We start from the raw sequence: 16,256 nt of genomic DNA on the forward strand, positions 1-16,256 counted from the left end.
ACCGGGAGGTCACGCCTGCTTCTCGTGCTCCAGGAGCCGTCGCTTGACGTCGGTACCCCACCGGAATCCGCCGAGTGACCCGTCTCCCCGCAGTACTCGATGGCACGGGACGAACAGCGCGGCGGCATTGCGCGCACAGGCCGACGCGGCCGCGCGTGCCGCCGCGGGGCGGCCTGCCAGGGCGGCGTACGCGCTGTAGCTGACGGGGTCGCCCGCGGGCACCGTGCGCAACACCTCCCACGCGTGTTCGAGGAATGTTCCGGAGCGCTGGCGCACTTCGACCGTGTCGATCACGTCGAGTTCACCGGCGTGGTAGCGGGTGACGGCACGGGTGACGGCTCCGAGATCGGGCGTGTACCGCGGCTCCGAAGGTCGTAGGGACGGGGCGATGACCTCGAGCAGATCGGTGAGATTCGTCGTCCAGCCCGAGGCGAGTACGGCGCCGTCGTCGGCGACGACGGCGCTGAACGGGCCGATCGGCGTGTCGGTGGTGGACCAGGTCGCGGTCGGGGTGTTCATGGGTTCTCCCGAGTGGATGGATGGTTGTGCTGCCTGCCGGGGCGACCGTGCCTGCCTCTCCGGGACGGTGGTGGCTCGGCGGCGGCCCGCCAGAGGTACATCCCCGCATAGGAACGCCACGGGCTCCATCGGACCGAACGGGCCCGCAGCGCCGCCTGGTTTCCGGGGATTCCGAGCGCGGCGGCTCCCCGGCGGAGTGCGAGATCGCCATCGAGCAGGACATCCGGCGTGCCCAGCACCCGCATGCTCACGTAGCGCGCCGTCCACGGGCCGATGCCGGGAAAGGCTTCCAGATCGCGGCGCAGCTCGGACTCGGCACGCCCCGGATGGACTCGGAGGCTGCCGTCTGCCAGCGCCTCGGCCACCGCACACACGGTGTCGACACGTCGGCGCGGCCCGTTGAGGTGCTCCGCCGCCGCGGAAGCCAATGTCTCGGCGGACGGAAACAGTGTCGTCAGGCCATGCTCGGGCATATCGTCGCCGGGCCGCGTCAGTGGATCGCCCAGTGCGTCGGTCAAGCGACTCGCAGTGGTGCGTGCGGCCGCGACCGAAACCTGTTGCCCGAGTATCGCGCGGATCACGGTTTCGGCTCCGTCCACACTGCCGGGAACACGCACACCCGGTGTCCGGGTGACACCGGCAGCCAGCACCGGATCGCCACCGAGCACGTCGGCGACGGCCGCCGGGTCGGCGTCCAGGTCGAACAGGCGACGTATCCGGGTCACCGCGCTGCCGAGATCACGCAGGTCCGTCAACCGCAAGGTGGTGGCGAGGTGGGCGCCTTCCGGCCGGATGGTGGCCACACCCGTGCCGTGGGCAAGCCGCAGCGTGCGGGAATAGTGCTCCGGACCCGCATCCTCCACCCCGGCCACCGCCCGATCGGCCAGGAAACGCAGCATCCCCTCGGCATCCAGCGGCGGGCGGAACGGCAGGCGCAACCGGAGCGTGCCCGCTGTGCCGTCGTGCGGATCGCTGCCTCTGCGCGTCTGTTCGCGCAGAACGGTGGGAGTCGTGGCGAAGACCTCCTGGATGGTCTCGTTGAACTGCCGCAGGCTGGCAAAGCCCGCGGCGAACGCGACCTCAGCGAACTCCAGGTCGCTCGTCTCGATCAGCACGCGCGCCGAGTGCGCGCGATGTGCCCGGGCGAGCGCGAGCGGGCCCGCGCCGAGCTCGGTCGTGAGAATCCGGGTCAGGTGCCGGCTGGAATAGCCCAGTGTGGCGGCCAGCCCGACCACGCCGGCACGTTCGACGACGCCGTCGTTGATCAGGCGCATGGCCCGGCCGGTGAGATCGGCACGCAGGTCCCATTCCGGTGAGCCGGGCACCGCGTCCGGCAGGCACCGGCGGCAGGCTCGGTAGCCTGCGGAGTGGGCGGCGGCGGCCGTGGGGAAGAACTCGACGTTGGCGGGCTTCGGTGTGCGCGCCGGGCAGGACGGGCGGCAGTAGATGCCGGTGGTGCGTACGGCGGTCACGAAGCAGCCGTCGAAACGCGGGTCGCGTGCCGCGACCGCCCGGTAAGCCTGCTCCGTTGTGACCAGCATGAACCCGATCCTGTCAGGCTTGCGGGCCGACCACTAGCGGAAATCGGACATGCGGGTGGGCGATCATGCTGCGGCCCTGCCATCCGCCCTCTACCGTCCGTGTCATGACTCGTACGACCCGCGCAGGCAAAGTCCTCGGCACTGCGGCGGCGGCCGTTCTGGCGCTCACGCTCACCGCCGGATGCGACGACACCGGGCAGCAGCCCGGTGGTGGTAATGAGCAGGAGCAGGAACAAGAGCAGGACAACGGCGGAGGCAATCAACAAGAGCAGGACGACGGTTACTGACAGGTCGACAGTTCGTGACCGTGCCCGCCGATCGCGTGGGGCACGGGTGGCGGGAACCACCTGTACCCCGCACGACCCGCAGGGGACGGATTACGCTCGCTGGACACCCGGATTGCCTGCTTCCACGGCGAACGAGGCGAGGGTGCGGACCCCCGACTCGGGGCGTTCGACCGTGTCCACGACGCGGTAATCGCTGCGCAGCTCCGAACGGGACAGCTTCACCCGCACGTATCCGCGATCACCGGTGTTCTCGAACTTGATGTGCGGATTGTCCGGGTCGGGGTTGTGCTTCGTTGCGCTTCGCCCGTCACCTCCCGAACTCATCGAGGTTCCGACGAACTCGCTGCCCACGGCGGGAGCGTCCGCGTCGTCCCAGTCGGTCTTGAGGTCCGCGGCGAAGTTGCGGTGCACGTCGCCGGTGACCACCACCGGGTTGCGGGTTGCCGTGGCGAACACATCCATCAGCCGCTGCCGCGACGCCCGGTAGCCCTCCCACTTGTCCGCGGGCAGCCCGACATTCGGGTCCTCGAACATCGGAACCTGCTGAGCGAGCACGTTCCACTTCGACGACGATCCCCGAAGCCGCCCGTGGAGCCATGCCTCCTGCTCATCGCCCAGCATCGTGCGCTTCGGGTCGAATGCCTCCGCGCAGTCCGCATCCCGGCACGCGGGCTGGTCGCTGCGGTACTGGCGCGTGTCGAGCACGTTGAACGAGGCGAGGTCGCCGAAGGTGAAACCTCGGTGGAGCGTCATGTCGGGGCCGGTCGGGCGGCGTCCCGCACGGATGGGCATGTGCTCCCAGTACACCTGGAAAGCGGTCGCGCGCCGCTTGAGGAACTCCTCGCGGGCAGTGTCCGGATCGGATTCCTCGTCCGCCCAGTTGTTCTCGACCTCGTGGTCGTCCCAGGTCACGATCCACGGGAACGCCGCGTGGGCGTCCTGCAGATTGCCGTCGCCGCGGTACTGGGCGTGACGCACCCGATAATCGGCCAGGGACCTGATCTCGTGGCTCGGCAGGTGCCCGCGGCCGAGGCCGCCTTGCCCACCGCCCTCGTAGATGTAGTCCCCCAGGTGGAAGGCGACGTCGAGGTCCTCGTTCGCCAGATTCGCGTGCGAGGTGTAATAGCCCGCCGGGTAGTTCTGGCAGCTGGCGAAAGCGAAGGCGAGCTGATCGACCGCGGCACCCGGAGCGGGAGCGGTGCGTGTTCGCCCCACCGGACTCAGTGATGACCCGCACCGGAACCGGTAGTAGTACCAGCGGCCCGGTTCCAGCCCGGCGACGTCGGCGTGGACCGTGTGCGCGCTCGCGGGCTCGGCCATTTCGGTTCCGGCACGCACGACGTGCTTGAACGACTCGTCGTGGGCGATCTGCCACTGGACCGGGATCTGCCGGTCGGGCATTCCGCCGCGGCCGTCGAGCGCGAGCGGCTCCGGTGCGAGCCGCGTCCACAGCACCACCCGGTCGGGCAGCGGGTCGCCGGAGGCAACCCCCAACCGGAACGGCTCGCGGGGTATCCCGACGTTGCGGATCGGCTTCGCAGCCCATGCGGGCACCTGGGTGGAGGCCAGGGCAGCAGCGGTACCGCCACCCAGCACGAAAAAGCGTCTTCTGTCCAACGGACTGGTCATCGCGTCTCCCGAGTTCGGTGTCGACAGCAGGACACGACGAAAGCAGCCGAAGGTGGACACCGGTCCACGTGAACGCGACCGTCAGGAGACATTACGCCTCCGACTTGTCGAACACCCTGCTCACGTGCCTTCGGAGTGGACGGGCTATGCACGGTGTGGGAGCACCCGGCTCGACCCGGTACCGTGGCCGGTGCCCACCGGGTCCGGTGATCGCCGGGCCGAACTCCTAGACTTGGTGACTCGTGAGCCTCACTCTCGGAATCGTCGGCCTGCCCAACGTGGGCAAGTCCACGCTGTTCAACGCCCTGACCCGCAACGAAGCGATCGCGGCGAACTATCCGTTCGCCACCATCGAGCCGAACGTGGGTGTCGTGCCGTTGCCCGACAGCCGGCTCGACACGCTCGCCGAGATGTACGACTCAGCCAAGACGATCCCCGCCACGGTATCGTTCGTCGACATCGCCGGGATCGTGCAGGGAGCTTCCGAAGGGCAGGGTCTGGGCAACAAGTTCCTGGCCAACATTCGTGAGGCGGACGCGATCTGCCAGGTCATCCGGGTGTTCGACGAGCCGGACGTGGTGCACGTCGACGGCCGCGTGGATCCGTCCAGCGACATCGAGACGATCAACACCGAGCTGATTCTCGCCGACCTGCAGACCCTGGAGAAGGCGCTGCCGAGGCTGGAGAAGGAAGCCCGCACGAACAAGGAGCGCAAGCCCGCGCTGGAGGCGGCCAAGGCTGCCAAGGAAGTGCTCGATTCCGGGCAGACGCTGTTCGCCGCGGGACGGGGAGCCGAGACTCCCGAACTGGCCGAGTTGAACCTGCTCACGACCAAGCCGTTCCTGTACGTGTTCAACGCCGATGAGGGTGTGCTGGCCGACGAGGCCAAGCAGCAGGAACTCCGCGACCTGGTGGCACCGGCCGACGCGGTGTTCCTCGACGCCAAGGTCGAGGCCGAACTCCTCGAGCTCGACGAGGAGTCCGCACAGGAGCTGCTGTCCTCGATCGGCCAGCCCGAGCCCGGCCTGAGCGCGCTCGCCCGCGCGGGGTTTCACACCCTCGGCCTGCAGACCTACCTCACGGCGGGGCCGAAGGAGGCCCGGGCGTGGACGATCCGCCAGGGCGCGACCGCGCCGCAGGCCGCCGGAGAGATCCACACCGACTTCCAGCGCGGCTTCATCAAGGCCGAGATCATCTCGTACGAGGATCTCGTCGAGGCCGGTTCGATGAACGCCGCCCGGTCGTCGGGCAAGGTCCGCATGGAGGGCAAGGAATACGTCATGCACGACGGCGACGTCGTCGAGTTCCGCTTCAACGTGTAGCGGAAAATCCGGAAGCTTGTGCACTTCCTGGTCGATAAAGACAAACTTCCAGGTCAGCGATGGGGAACCCGTATTGACATGCCCGATGTGTGAGTGCGGGTTCCCGTTGTTCCTTTGGAACCGTGCCGGCTCGGTGCTGACTCTCGAAGCTTGACCAAGCCTTAAGTGGACAGCAACTGTTCCACCTCTCGAAGCGGGTATTGCTGCGGGCGGAGGGCATCTCGGAGCCGTACTGCTTGGCGCTGTCGAGGGCTTCGCGGGCCGCGTCGAGGTCTCCTGCCCGTGCGTGGGACTCGGCGAGCCAGGAGCGGTACAGGGCCACCTCTCGCGCGTGCTCGGGTGGGTAGCCGGCTATCGCTGCCGAGAGCAGGGGCTCAGCCTTGCGAGGCTGGCCCAGTTCGATCATGCAGCGTCCCGCCATGACGTCGATTTCGGCTCGGTTGAGCCAGTACACCCACTCCGGCTCATCGGCTCCACGTTGCTCGTAGGAGTCGTCAACCTGCTCCAGCGCTCTCCAAGTCGCCTCCGAGTCTCCTGTCTTCGCTGCGGCCCAAGCGGCACGTTCCAGAAACAGGGCACGCACTACGGGAGTGGCTTCTCGGGCTCCCTGGACAGCGGTTCGAGCCAACAGGGCAGCGTCAGTGGGGTTGCCGACATTGGCGATCTGGTAACTCAGGCTCGACAGGAGCTGTGCTCCGAGCACTCTGTCGTGCGCTTCGTTCGCTGCTGCGACTCCGGACAGGTAGAGCCGCTGAGCTTGTCGGTACCGACCGGCATCACCGGCCACCCATCCGGCAAGCTGGGACAGCTCTCCGACAGCGGTGAACAACCGCTTGCCGACAGGCTCTGTGAAGTTGGCACAGCGAACCAAGTTCTCGGCCTCGCTGAGCTCCTTGGCAATGACCGGTCCGAGCTCCTCACTGCTCACCGTGTCGTCAAGGTGTCTCAGTTCCACCACACGAGCCTCCAGCTCACTGGCAAGGGAAGCCCCGACCGTCCGCCCCGAGTGGGTCTGTACGGCCATCGGAGAGGCCGAGACCAGCCACTCATGCGCGAGGCGCACCGGATCGTCCTGCGGGGGACTCAGCGGCTTACCGAGGGCCTGTTCATAGGCACTGATGACCTCGGCAGCGATCGAGCGCTTACCTGTCTCGATCATGGATAGGTGGGACTTTGTGAAGTGGGTCCGGTCAGCCATCCGAGCAAGGCTGATCCCTGCCTCTTCCCGGAGTGCCCCGAGGTCTGCTCCTGTCGCCATCACTGCCTCACTTGTGAACCCTTGTGAACGGCTCGACTCTACCGTGCACCGACCGTAGTTCCGAAACTACTTACAGGACAGTTCCCGTCGTTGAGGAGATTCCCCGACATGCTCCGCCCCCGTCTTCGGCGGGGACTGTCCATCCACATGAGTGAATCGGAAAGGCGGGAAACGATGCGGGTTCGCTATCGCGAGGGGGAGGCATCCGAAGTTGAGCGAGTGGTGCACAGAACGGACGAACAGTTACCGGGGTGTCTGTTGCGCACCCGGTGCGGTATCCGACTCGAAGCCGGTCGGGTCGAACGCATCGACATCGGCGGTCCCTGCTGCGAAGGGTGTCAAAGCGCGTCGGTGTGGCGCTACCACGGCAGAAACGACGAGGTAACCAGTGACCGAGGGAGCCCCCTCCAGGTCTGATGGTCGACCAAGCGGGTATCGGACCCTGTTTCAGGGAGACCTCGCAGGCGATGTACCCACGCAACGACACATCCCCGTCCCCGCGTGCGCGGGCAGATGGGTGCCGGTCGACCACGAGGTTTTGTCGGCCGTGCTGCGAGGTTTGAACAATCTCCAACCACGAAGGAGACAGGAGCATTCGCAATATGGGCGAAACGGTGGAAGCAATACCGAGAGTGGAACCGCACCAAGAAGACACGCAAGCGCGTGTATCTCTGAGCTTCGATCAATGGCAGCAGGTAGCTAAAGCCATCATCCGGGAAGGACTGAACCCGCACGGGGTGAGTGTTCCTGACGAGGACTTCCGAGCGTGGGTCAAGGCTCTCGACGAGTCCTACGAGGCCGAATCACTCCAGGAGGAAAGTGCAATGGCGGACATGCAAGAAGGTCTCTGCCATCAGCATGGCGATCGAGAAGCTGGACAGCAACGCGAGCGGTAACGCGCTGCGCCAGTACGAAGAACTCGAACAGCTCCTTCGAAGCCTCAACGGCGTCCCCGCCTACGAGCCAGGCCGCCCAAGCCTACAACGGTCTGACAGCCTCCCTGCGGGAGGAAACGGTCACCGAGCAACAGCTCCAACAAGTCCCGGAGCGAGCGAAGGCCACGTTTCACGGGGGCTTTACTAGCGAACTCCTCAGTAACTTGCGCTGCTGAGCCCGGGAGGGCGTGCCCAGCACTGCTTGGGAAACCTGTCAACCGGCACCGCTGCTGACGGCACGCCTTCCGAAGCGGCCGGACGTGGGACGGTCGATCCTCGGCCGAGACGGTCTGCGGCGTTTCCGCGCCGATGACAGCCGAGCGGGAGGACCGGACCTACCGGCCGACGTGCGGGTACTGCTGGGAGCTCTGATTCCGGAGCAGTGGGGGAACGATGTACAAGACTCCACCGAAGTGCCCGTGCTGCCAGAGGCACCACTGCATCCGTCCGAGCAAGTAAAACCCCTGGGACGCAAGAAATCCCCCGGCCCGAAGGCCGGGGGAGTGGTGGCTGTCATGCAGGCGTACGGTTCACTTCTGCCACCTTGCAAGTGATGGACTCGGGGGTCTCCGTGAGAGATGTGGAGGCCTTCATGCCGGAAGCCGTGGTTTTCTGTCCGGGAGCAAGGTTGTTCGAGATCGTGTGAATCTCGCCGAGCCGGTCACCGTTCGGGCCGTTGACGGCAATGGTCGTCCAGTAGCTTTGCGGTTGGTCGGTGTTGTTCGTAGTGACCACCGTCGCCTGAGCCGACGTCATGCCGTACTCCACGCTCACCGTGCAGTCCGTGATCTGCACGTCCTTGAGTGCGGATGACGGAGCGAAACCGGTTGTCCCGTCCATCGGGCTTGCGCCGTCCATCGGGCTTGCGCCGTCCAGCTGCTTGTCCACCTCGGCGGCGAACGCACCGAAGACGACGATCGACACGACGAACGCCACGACACCGAGCACCAGACCGGCGTAGCTCATGCCCTTGTTCGTCGCCGTGCCCTTGTGAGCTCTGACGACAGCGATCACACCGAAGATGATCGCCAAAGCTCCGAGGATGAACCCGAAGAACCCGATGATCGGGATCCACGCAAGCAGGATGCCAACGATGCCCAGCACCAGAGCGGTGATGCCCATCCCGTTCCTGGGTTGCGGGGGCGAGTACTGGGGCGCCTGCTGCGGGTACGTCATGCTGTTTTCTCCCTTCGCGTGCGCCCGGTGGCGCATCCGACAGTTCCATCGGTCCCGACAGCCACGGCGTTTCGGGCACACGGTCACGAGTTGGATACGTCTTGCTCTCGCTGCCGTTTCCGTTGCGTATGCGCTGAATGCGCGCACTCATCGGGCTAGGAGCTGTTTAAGAACGGGGGGCGCTGTCGGTAAGGGGAGGGGTCTCCGGTAGAGGGATCAACGACCAAGGAGGTCAACTCCCGGAGACCTCGGTGGGTGGCGTATCGGTCGGCGTGCGCAAGGACCTGACGGACCGGCAGTGGCGAGCGTTTCAACGCGTTCTCCCGCCTCAACCGCAGGTAGGGAGGCGTCCGAAATGGACGCGACGCCAATTGTTCAACGGAATTCGCTGGCGGGTGCGGGTCGGGGCCCGTGGCGGGATGTGCCGGAGCGGTACGGGCATTGGCAGTCGATCTATCAGCTGTTTCGCCGCTGGCAACGGGACGGTGTCTGGGCCTGGCTCTGGGTGCAGTTGCAGGCATTGGCCGATGCAGCAGGGCTGATTACCTGGCAGGTGTCGGTGGATTCCACGGTCAACCGGGCCCATCAGCACGCCGCCGGGGCCCGCCACCGCCCCGATGCCCAGGTCGAACCACCCGGTGACGAGCCCGGTGATCTTGCGTTGGGTCGTTCCCGGGGCGGGTTGTCCACGAAGATCCACCTGGCCTGCGAGCAGAGCCGGAAACCGTTATCGCTGCTGCTCGCGGCCGGCCCAGCCGGTGACAGCCCACAGATGATCCGGGTGCTGGAGGCCATCCGCGTGCCCCGACTGCGGCGTGGCCACCCGCGTAGCCGCCCCGAGCGGGTCCTGGCCGACAAGGCCTACTCATCCGCGGCCAACCGGCGTTACCTGCGGCGACGCAGAACCCCGGCCACGATCGCGATCCCCAAAGACCAGCTCGCCCACCGCGCCGTGCCCGTGGCGCGGCCGGAGGTCGCCCGCTGCGGCCGCTGAGCGGCCAAGGCCGCCAATTGGGAAGGCCCGATCTGTCGGACCTGCTTCGACCACGCCGTCCACACCTGGGGCGACTGCCCCGACTGCGGCGTCCACCGGCTGCTGCCCGGCCGCCGGAATCTGGGTGATGCGGACTCGGTCTGCCGGGATTGCGCGGGCATCACCCGCGATTTCTTCTGCGATCGCTGCGGATTCGAGGGCTGCCTGCTTCGCGGGCGCCTCTGCGAGCGCTGCACCCTGGCCGACCTGCTCCGCGACCTGCTCACCGCACGCACCACATCCACCGGAGCGAACCGCGAATCGGACTGGCTGTTCCCCGGCCGCCAACCAGGCCACCCTCTTCAGCACCGCAGCCTCGGCGACGCCCTCCGCCGCCACGACATCCCCATCCAAACCGGACGCACCTCAGCCCTGCGCCACCTCGTGCTCCAAGCCCCACCACCCGTCGTCGCCACCATGCTCAGCTTCCACGACAAACACACCACCCACGTCCTGACCGAAGCCGGAGGAACCTGGAACCGCTACGCCCCCAGCCACCACAACCAGTGACCACCCACCACAACCCCGACCGAATTCAGGTCACTCGAATACAAGAGCTCACCAGACTCGCGCCCCGTGCTCGCCTATCTGATATGGGGCCGCTGATCCGGCTGGACGGTGCACTATGGTGTAAATCACGGCCAAAACGAGAACCACGACGGCTCCCGCGTCGACCTTCCCGATGTGCGGGCAGGAGCAGCAGGCGTGAATGAGCCGGACGAAGCGCGCCTGCTTCGGCGGATGAGCCGGGGCGACCGGACTGCGTTCGAAGAGTTCTACCGGCGGACCTCGCCATGGCTCTACGCGCGGCTACGCGGCCGCTGCCGGGACCAGCATCTTGTCGGCGAGGTCCTGCAGGACACCTACCTGGCCGTGTGGCGGGGCGCGGGCTCCTTCGCTGACGGCCCCGCCGACGGCGACGCTCTCGGTTGGTTGTGGACGGTCGCCGCCAGACGTCTGGTCGACGCGTTCCGCAGGGAGAGCCGTCACCGGAAAGTGGTGCTTGCAGTCGCCGAGCTGGCCGAACCCGATGCGGCCGGGACGGAGGAGCGTGCGCTGGACTCCGTTCTGTCCCCCGCTCTCAGCGAGGCGCTTGCTCAGCTTGCGCCAGAGCTGCGGGAGGTGCTGCGCGCGATGGTGCTGGACGGGCTGAGCGTGCACGAGACGTCCGCGCTGCTGGGAATTCCGGAAGGCACGGTCAAGACCAGAGCCAGGCGGGCACGGATGGCGATGCGGAAGGCGATGTCATGAGCAGATCACCGGGAGCTCACGCGAGCCAGGAACTGATCACGAGCTACGTACTCGGGGAGGCTTCTCAGCCGCCCGAGCGGATGTGGGCGTTGGAGACCCACCTGGATGACTGCGCTCGGTGCAGGCAGCGGGTGGCCGAGGCCACGGCTACCCAGGTGCCTGACGTGGCCCGGATGCTCGACGGGCTGTGGCCTGTTGTGGAGGCCGCTGCGGTCGGCACTCCCGCTCCGTCCCGGTCGAGGTTGCTCCGACACGCTCGGAGGTGGGCTCCCCCGTCGGTGCTGCCGTGGCTGCTGATGAGCGTGCTGGTCGTGGGCGCCGCGATGGTGCTTGACTTGCTGGGCGCCAGCGGCCATGTTCCGTCGCTGGTCCTGCTACTCGGCCCTGTGACTCCCCTCGCAGCGGTGGCGGCTGCGTGGAGCGGGCGGCTGGACCCGATGGCGGAGCTGACCATGGCCAGCCCGCGTGCCGGGTTGGCCATGGTGCTGCGCCGGACTGCGGCGGTGCTGGCCGTGCTGATCCCGACGCTGGCCGCGGCCGGCGGCCTGACCGGTGCGTCGTGGGCACTGAGCCTGCTACCGGGCCTCGCGTTCACCCTTGGCGCGCTCGCTCTGGGAAGTGTGGTCGGCGTCGACCGTGCGGCGACGGCGCTCGGTTCCTTGTGGACGGTCGCCGTGGTGCTACCGAGCCTGTTCACGACCAGCCTGCCGGTGCTGTTGGCGCAGGCCAGTGTGCCGCTGTGGGCGCTGGCCGCCGTCACCGCCGCACTGATTACCGCGCTGCGTGCGGGGGCGTTCGCCACAACGTTCCGCTCGGCCGCGCGCTGAGATCACTGGGGACCTACACACAGAAGGAGGACATCCGTGGTCCGTGACATACCGGACGCCGAATCGGCAGCCGATACTTACGAGTGGCATATCCAGACAGCCGACCTTCGGGTCCGGGCAGGCAAGCGGCTCGCGGTCGCCGACCTCAGCCTGCGGCTCGGGCAGGGCGTGCATGGCCTGCTCGGCCCGAACGGTGCGGGAAAGACCACCCTGATTCGCTCCCTGGCCACCGTTCAGAGACCCGCCGGCGGTCACCTGAGCCTGCTGGGCAGGCAACAGGACGGGCGTGCCGAGCTACGGGCGTTGCGCCGGAGGCTGGGCTACCTGCCCCAGGAGTTCGGCTACTATCCGCGCTTCACCGTGCGGGAGTTCGTCGAGTACATGGCCTGGCTGAAGGAGTTGGAGCCTTCCCGGGTTCCGGACGCCGTCCAGCACGCGCTCGACCGGGTCGGGCTCACCGACCGGGCCGAGGACCGGATGAAGTCCCTCTCCGGTGGCATGCTGCGTCGCGCCGGCATCGCCCAGGCAATCGTGAACGATCCGGAGGTGTTGCTGCTCGACGAGCCCACCGTCGGCCTGGATCCCGCACAGCGGTTGGAGTTCCGCAACCTGCTGCGCGAGCTGGGGGAGCACGCGTGTGTGGTTGTGTCCACCCACCTCGTCGAGGACGTCGCGGCGGCCTGCACCACGGTGGTGATTGTGGACGAGGGCCGAATGGTCTTCCAGGGCACCCCGGCCGGCCTGGCCGCAAGCGGCGATGCGGGGGACGTCGGTGACAACGCGCAGGAGCGTGGCTATACCGCCTTGCTGTCCCGGCACCGCGCCCAGCAGGGGGTGGCGTGATGACCGGCCGGATTCTGCGCACCGAGCTACGGCGCTCCGCGGCGCCGGTCGCGGGTGCACTGACGGCGGCGCTGGGCGCCGCGGGCCTCTACGCCCTCGTACTGTCCGGGCAGAGTGCCCTGTGGGATGCACAGTGGACAACGCTGGCGGGTTTCCAGCGCGTCATGCTGGTCCTGCTCTGGCCGCTGGCACTGGGCGCGGGAGCCTGGCAGGCACGCCGCGACCGCCGGTCGCGTATGGAGGAGCTACTCGGCAGCGTCTCGCGACCCGAGTGGCAGCGGCCCTTGCCGGCCGCCGTGGCGCTGGCGACTTTCCTGGTCACAGGCTACGCGCTGGTTTTCGCTGCGGGCGCGGTGCGGGTAGCCGCCAACGCGAGCTATTCGACATTGAGTTGGCTGCCGATGTTCGCCGTCGGGGCGCTGTCGCTGGTCGCCGCGGGATGGATCGGGATGGGTGCGGGTCGCCTGCTGCCCTCTCCCTACACCCCGCCCATACTGGTGGTCGCGGGATTCTTGCTGTTGATCACGCCCGTACAGCTGGCCAAGGGCTCAGCGGGGGGTCCGAGCATGCTACTGGTGCCGAACCTCACCGACACCGTGGACGAGTTCAGCACCGTGTCGTCGGCCTTCAGCGTGGCGCAGGCGGTGTGGTTCACCGGGCTGGCGCTCGGCGGCCTGGTGTTGCTGCTGGCCCGGCGTCGTGCCGCGCCGACCGCCCTGCTCCCGGCTGCGCTCGCCGTAGTGCTGGCATTGTCGCTCGGCGCGTCGGCCCTTCCGTCGGGCATCGTAGCCGAGCCGGCTGCCCGCGCCGAAATTTGCACCCACGACGGCGGCCCGCGTGTCTGCGTCACCGGGGCCCACCAGGATGGGCTGGCCGAACTGAAAGGACCGGCCAGGCGGGCGCTGCGCCTGCTGGAGGTGTTGCCGAACGCGCCCACCTCGGTACACGAGGTGTCCAGCGACATCCCCGGACCGCAACCGGTGGACGAGCTCTGGTTGGACAGCGACAACTACGAGACAGGACACGGCTGGCGGGGCTCCTCCCACGGCGAGTTGCTCATGCGCTTGCTGGCAGGGGCAGGAACGCGCCCGTGCGGCGGTCCCGCCTACCGCACGAGGGTGATCGCCGCCGCGTGGCTGATCGGCCAGTACCCCCCGCCCGGTTCCGCCGACGTGCAGAAGCAGGAAGCGGCCAAACGGCGGGAGCTGTGGAAGGCGCTGCGGGCACTTCCCCGCAGTGAACAGACCCGCCGGATCGCCGAGATCAGGCGGATCGGCCTCACCTGCGGTGACGTGAGCACGGTACTGCCGGGAACCAGCTCATGATCCGGCCCGGTGCCCTGTACCTGCGCAGCCGTCAGGTCCAGTGGTCGCTGCCCGCAGCCGTCGCCGGTATCGCGTTGCTGTCCTTGCCCATTGGCGATCCCGGCGCGCCGGGACGCGCGACCGTGCTGGCGGTGCTGGCGCTGGCACTCGGTTTCGGCGTGCTCGGCCAGGGACTGGGTAGCCCGGACGTCGCGCTGGAGAGCACAGGAGCGATCCCGTGGGCCCGCTGGCGGCTGGCGCACGTCGTCGCGATCGCGGGTGCCGTACTCGCCACCGTGCTCGTCTTCTTCGCCCTGCCCACCGGCCTGGCGGCACGCGACGCTATCGGTCTTGCCGGGCTCACCGCACTCGGCGCCACCCTGTTCGGCGGCCAGCTGGCCTGGCTGCTGCCGGTCGGCTGGGCGGGAGCGTCCGCGGTCGTCCCACCGCTGAGCGAACCGGACCTGCTGGCAGTGCTGACCTGGCCGATGCAGCCTGCGGACTCCCTCCCGGCCGCGCTCACCGCAGCGACCCTTGCCTGCGGGGTGATCGCCTACGCCATCAAGGGCAGCCGCTCCTCCACTTCGGACAAGAATTCGGGATTTCGCGGTGTCTCATGACATCTGAGTTTCCGCACTTTTGGTCAGTGGATCTTGGAGCGTTCGGCGTGGCGGCGTGATCAAGGCCGGAAAATGGTGGAAGCATCGGCGTGCTTCAACTCTTCGCACACGGAGGATTCGCCGATGCTTCCACCGGTGACGGTACCCGCTGGGCTGATGCGTGTGGTGGAGATGGCCCGCGGCGCGTTCACCGCGCCCACCTTCGCGACGTTCGTCGCGCTGGTCACGGGGCGCGAGTAGCAGCCGTACAGGATCTGGCGTTAAGCCTGATGTCGTTGTGCTGAGAGAAATCACGACGGTGGCACGGTCGCTTCGGCGAAGGTGACCAGTACTCCAGCAGCACTTTGTGATCTTCGTGGTGTAGTCTGTTGATCTTGTGCAGACGGATGAGGATCTTGCGGTGTTGCGGGCGGGTCTGAAGGACCTGCTGAGACGGGTGGCTGACCGGTTTTTCCGGGTGGAGTCGCGGCGTCGGGCGGGGGCCGATCTGTGCGGGGGCTGTTGGCGCCGTTGGCCGACAACAACGGGTGGACATTGGCCGAAGCCAGTGGGGATGTGACGCCGGATGGGATGCAGCGGCTGCTCAACGGCGCGAACTGGGATGTTGACGGGCTGCGCGATGACGTGCGTGCCTATGTCGCCGGGCATCTCGGTCAGGCCGACGGTGTGCTGATCGTCGGTGAGACCGGATTTCTGAAGAAGGGCACCAAGTCTGCCGGGGTGCAATGCCAGTGCTCCGGCACCGCCGGGCGGATGGAGAACTGCCAGCTCGGGGTGTTTCTGGCCTACACAGCAGGGGAAAACCGGGCTCTGATCGACCGGGAGCTGGATCTGTGCCGAAGTCCTGGATCGCCGACCGCGATCGCTGCCGCGAGGCCGGTATCGGCGACGAGACCGAGTTCGCCACCAAGGCCGTGCTGGCGCGCGGCATGATTGAACGCGCTGTGACTGCCGGGGTCCCGGCCAGCTGGGTCACCGGCGATGAGGCCTATGGGCAGGACTCGAAGTTCCGCGCTTGGTTGGAGTCCCGACGCATCGGTTACGTCGTCGCGGTGCCGGAACCAGACCATTCCGGCCGTGGCCGGCAGCTCCCGCGCCGATCACCTCGTCGCTCGGGCGCCGGAGCAGGCGTGGAAACGCCGCTCGGCCGGCGATGGGGCCAAAGGTCGGCGGCTCTACGACTGGGCCGTGGCCGAATTACCCGTGGATGACGACACCACCCCAGCAGGCTGGCAACGATGGCTGCTGGTGCGCCGCCAGATCACCAGCGAGGACACCGAGCCCGAGCCGGCCTGTTCCCTGTGCTTCGCCCCGGCCGGCACCACCGACGACGAGCTCGTCAGCGTGGCCGGTGCCCGCTGGGCGATCGAAGAATGCTTCCAGACCGCCAAAAACGAAGTCGGACTCGACCACTACCAGGTCCGGCGCTACGACGCGTGGTACCGCCACATCACCCTGGCCATGCTCGCCGCCGCCTTCCTGGCCGTCACCGCCGCCACAGCCCCAAAAGCCCTGGAAGCGGGCTCATCCCGCTCACCGGCGCCCGAGATCCGACGTCTCCTGGCACATCTGATCCACACCCCACCCAGCCTCTCCCTGACCAGGATCTGGTCAGGGTGGCGCCGACGCCACCAGTACCGCTCTCAACAAGCTCATTACCAGCGAAGACACCTCCAACACAACGAAGTGCTGCTGGAGTACCAGTAGGGAT

At 67.6% G+C, this 16,256-nt stretch carries 13 protein-coding genes and 2 pseudogenes; 10 read left to right on the forward strand and 5 right to left on the reverse strand.

Annotated elements, in window-relative coordinates:
• Positions 1-9 precede the first annotated feature (9 nt).
• Positions 10-519: a methylated-DNA--[protein]-cysteine S-methyltransferase gene (locus JOF55_RS14610; RefSeq protein WP_310274548.1), complete on the reverse strand. Its 510-nt coding sequence runs from the start codon at positions 517-519 to the stop codon at positions 10-12.
• Positions 516-2,060: a DNA-3-methyladenine glycosylase 2 family protein gene (locus JOF55_RS14615; RefSeq protein ID WP_310274550.1), complete on the reverse strand. Its 1,545-nt coding sequence runs from the start codon at positions 2,058-2,060 to the stop codon at positions 516-518. The genes JOF55_RS14610 and JOF55_RS14615 overlap by 4 nt, the downstream gene beginning before the upstream one ends.
• A gap of 104 nt (positions 2,061-2,164) precedes the next feature.
• Between JOF55_RS14615 and JOF55_RS14620 the strand changes: the two genes are divergently transcribed.
• Positions 2,165-2,347, forward strand: coding sequence for a hypothetical protein (locus JOF55_RS14620; protein ID WP_310274552.1), 183 nt, complete (start codon positions 2,165-2,167; stop codon positions 2,345-2,347).
• Positions 2,348-2,437: 90 nt separating this feature from the next.
• Here JOF55_RS14620 and JOF55_RS14625 read toward each other — a convergent pair whose 3' ends face one another.
• Positions 2,438-3,976 (reverse strand): alkaline phosphatase D family protein, encoded by a 1,539-nt coding sequence (locus JOF55_RS14625; RefSeq protein ID WP_310274554.1) that lies wholly within the window; start codon positions 3,974-3,976, stop codon positions 2,438-2,440.
• Between the two features lie 242 nt (positions 3,977-4,218).
• On the opposite strand from JOF55_RS14625, the gene ychF reads away from it, so the two are divergent.
• The gene (gene ychF, locus JOF55_RS14630; protein ID WP_310274557.1) at positions 4,219-5,298 is read left to right on the forward strand and encodes a redox-regulated ATPase YchF; all 1,080 of its coding nucleotides are present in this window, start codon (positions 4,219-4,221) and stop codon (positions 5,296-5,298) included.
• On the opposite strand, the gene JOF55_RS14635 is transcribed toward ychF, so the two are convergent.
• A complete protein-coding gene (locus tag JOF55_RS14635; protein WP_310274560.1) occupies positions 5,288-6,556 on the reverse strand; it encodes an NsdA family TPR-like regulatory protein in 1,269 nt (422 codons plus the stop codon). The two genes, ychF and JOF55_RS14635, sit on opposite strands and share 11 nt — an antisense overlap.
• Positions 6,557-7,158: 602 nt before the next feature.
• Here JOF55_RS14635 and JOF55_RS14640 point away from each other — a divergent pair.
• Positions 7,159-7,452 (forward strand): hypothetical protein, encoded by a 294-nt coding sequence (locus JOF55_RS14640; protein WP_310274562.1) that lies wholly within the window; start codon positions 7,159-7,161, stop codon positions 7,450-7,452.
• 552 nt (positions 7,453-8,004) lie between these two features.
• Here JOF55_RS14640 and JOF55_RS14645 read toward each other — a convergent pair.
• The gene (locus tag JOF55_RS14645; RefSeq protein ID WP_310274564.1) at positions 8,005-8,667 is read right to left on the reverse strand and encodes a DUF4190 domain-containing protein; all 663 of its coding nucleotides are present in this window, start codon (positions 8,665-8,667) and stop codon (positions 8,005-8,007) included.
• A gap of 251 nt (positions 8,668-8,918) precedes the next feature.
• Between JOF55_RS14645 and JOF55_RS14650 the strand changes: the two are divergent.
• The 7 genes and pseudogenes from JOF55_RS14650 to JOF55_RS14680 form a co-directional block, all read left to right on the forward strand.
• Positions 8,919-9,648: pseudogene (locus JOF55_RS14650) on the forward strand (IS5 family transposase); the annotation flags it as partial.
• Between the two features lie 736 nt (positions 9,649-10,384).
• A complete protein-coding gene (locus tag JOF55_RS14655) occupies positions 10,385-10,951 on the forward strand; it encodes an RNA polymerase sigma factor (protein ID WP_374727505.1) in 567 nt (188 codons plus the stop codon).
• The gene (locus tag JOF55_RS14660; RefSeq protein ID WP_310274570.1) at positions 10,948-11,778 is read left to right on the forward strand and encodes a zf-HC2 domain-containing protein; all 831 of its coding nucleotides are present in this window, start codon (positions 10,948-10,950) and stop codon (positions 11,776-11,778) included. Before JOF55_RS14655 ends, JOF55_RS14660 begins: the two co-directional genes overlap by 4 nt.
• Before the next feature lie 48 nt (positions 11,779-11,826).
• Positions 11,827-12,621 (forward strand): ABC transporter ATP-binding protein, encoded by a 795-nt coding sequence (locus JOF55_RS14665; protein WP_374727506.1) that lies wholly within the window; start codon positions 11,827-11,829, stop codon positions 12,619-12,621.
• Positions 12,621-13,946, forward strand: coding sequence for a YoaK family protein (locus JOF55_RS14670; RefSeq protein WP_310274574.1), 1,326 nt, complete (start codon positions 12,621-12,623; stop codon positions 13,944-13,946). Before JOF55_RS14665 ends, JOF55_RS14670 begins: the two co-directional genes overlap by 1 nt.
• Positions 13,943-14,545, forward strand: coding sequence for a hypothetical protein (locus JOF55_RS14675; RefSeq protein ID WP_310274576.1), 603 nt, complete (start codon positions 13,943-13,945; stop codon positions 14,543-14,545). Before JOF55_RS14670 ends, JOF55_RS14675 begins: the two co-directional genes overlap by 4 nt.
• A 376-nt stretch (positions 14,546-14,921) precedes the next feature.
• Positions 14,922-16,252 (forward strand): annotated as a pseudogene (locus JOF55_RS14680) (IS701 family transposase).
• Positions 16,253-16,256: the final 4 nt, after the last annotated feature.

Origin of the sequence: Haloactinomyces albus, from assembly GCF_031458135.1 — a bacterium.
GTDB lineage: Bacteria > Actinomycetota > Actinomycetes > Mycobacteriales > Pseudonocardiaceae > Haloactinomyces > Haloactinomyces albus.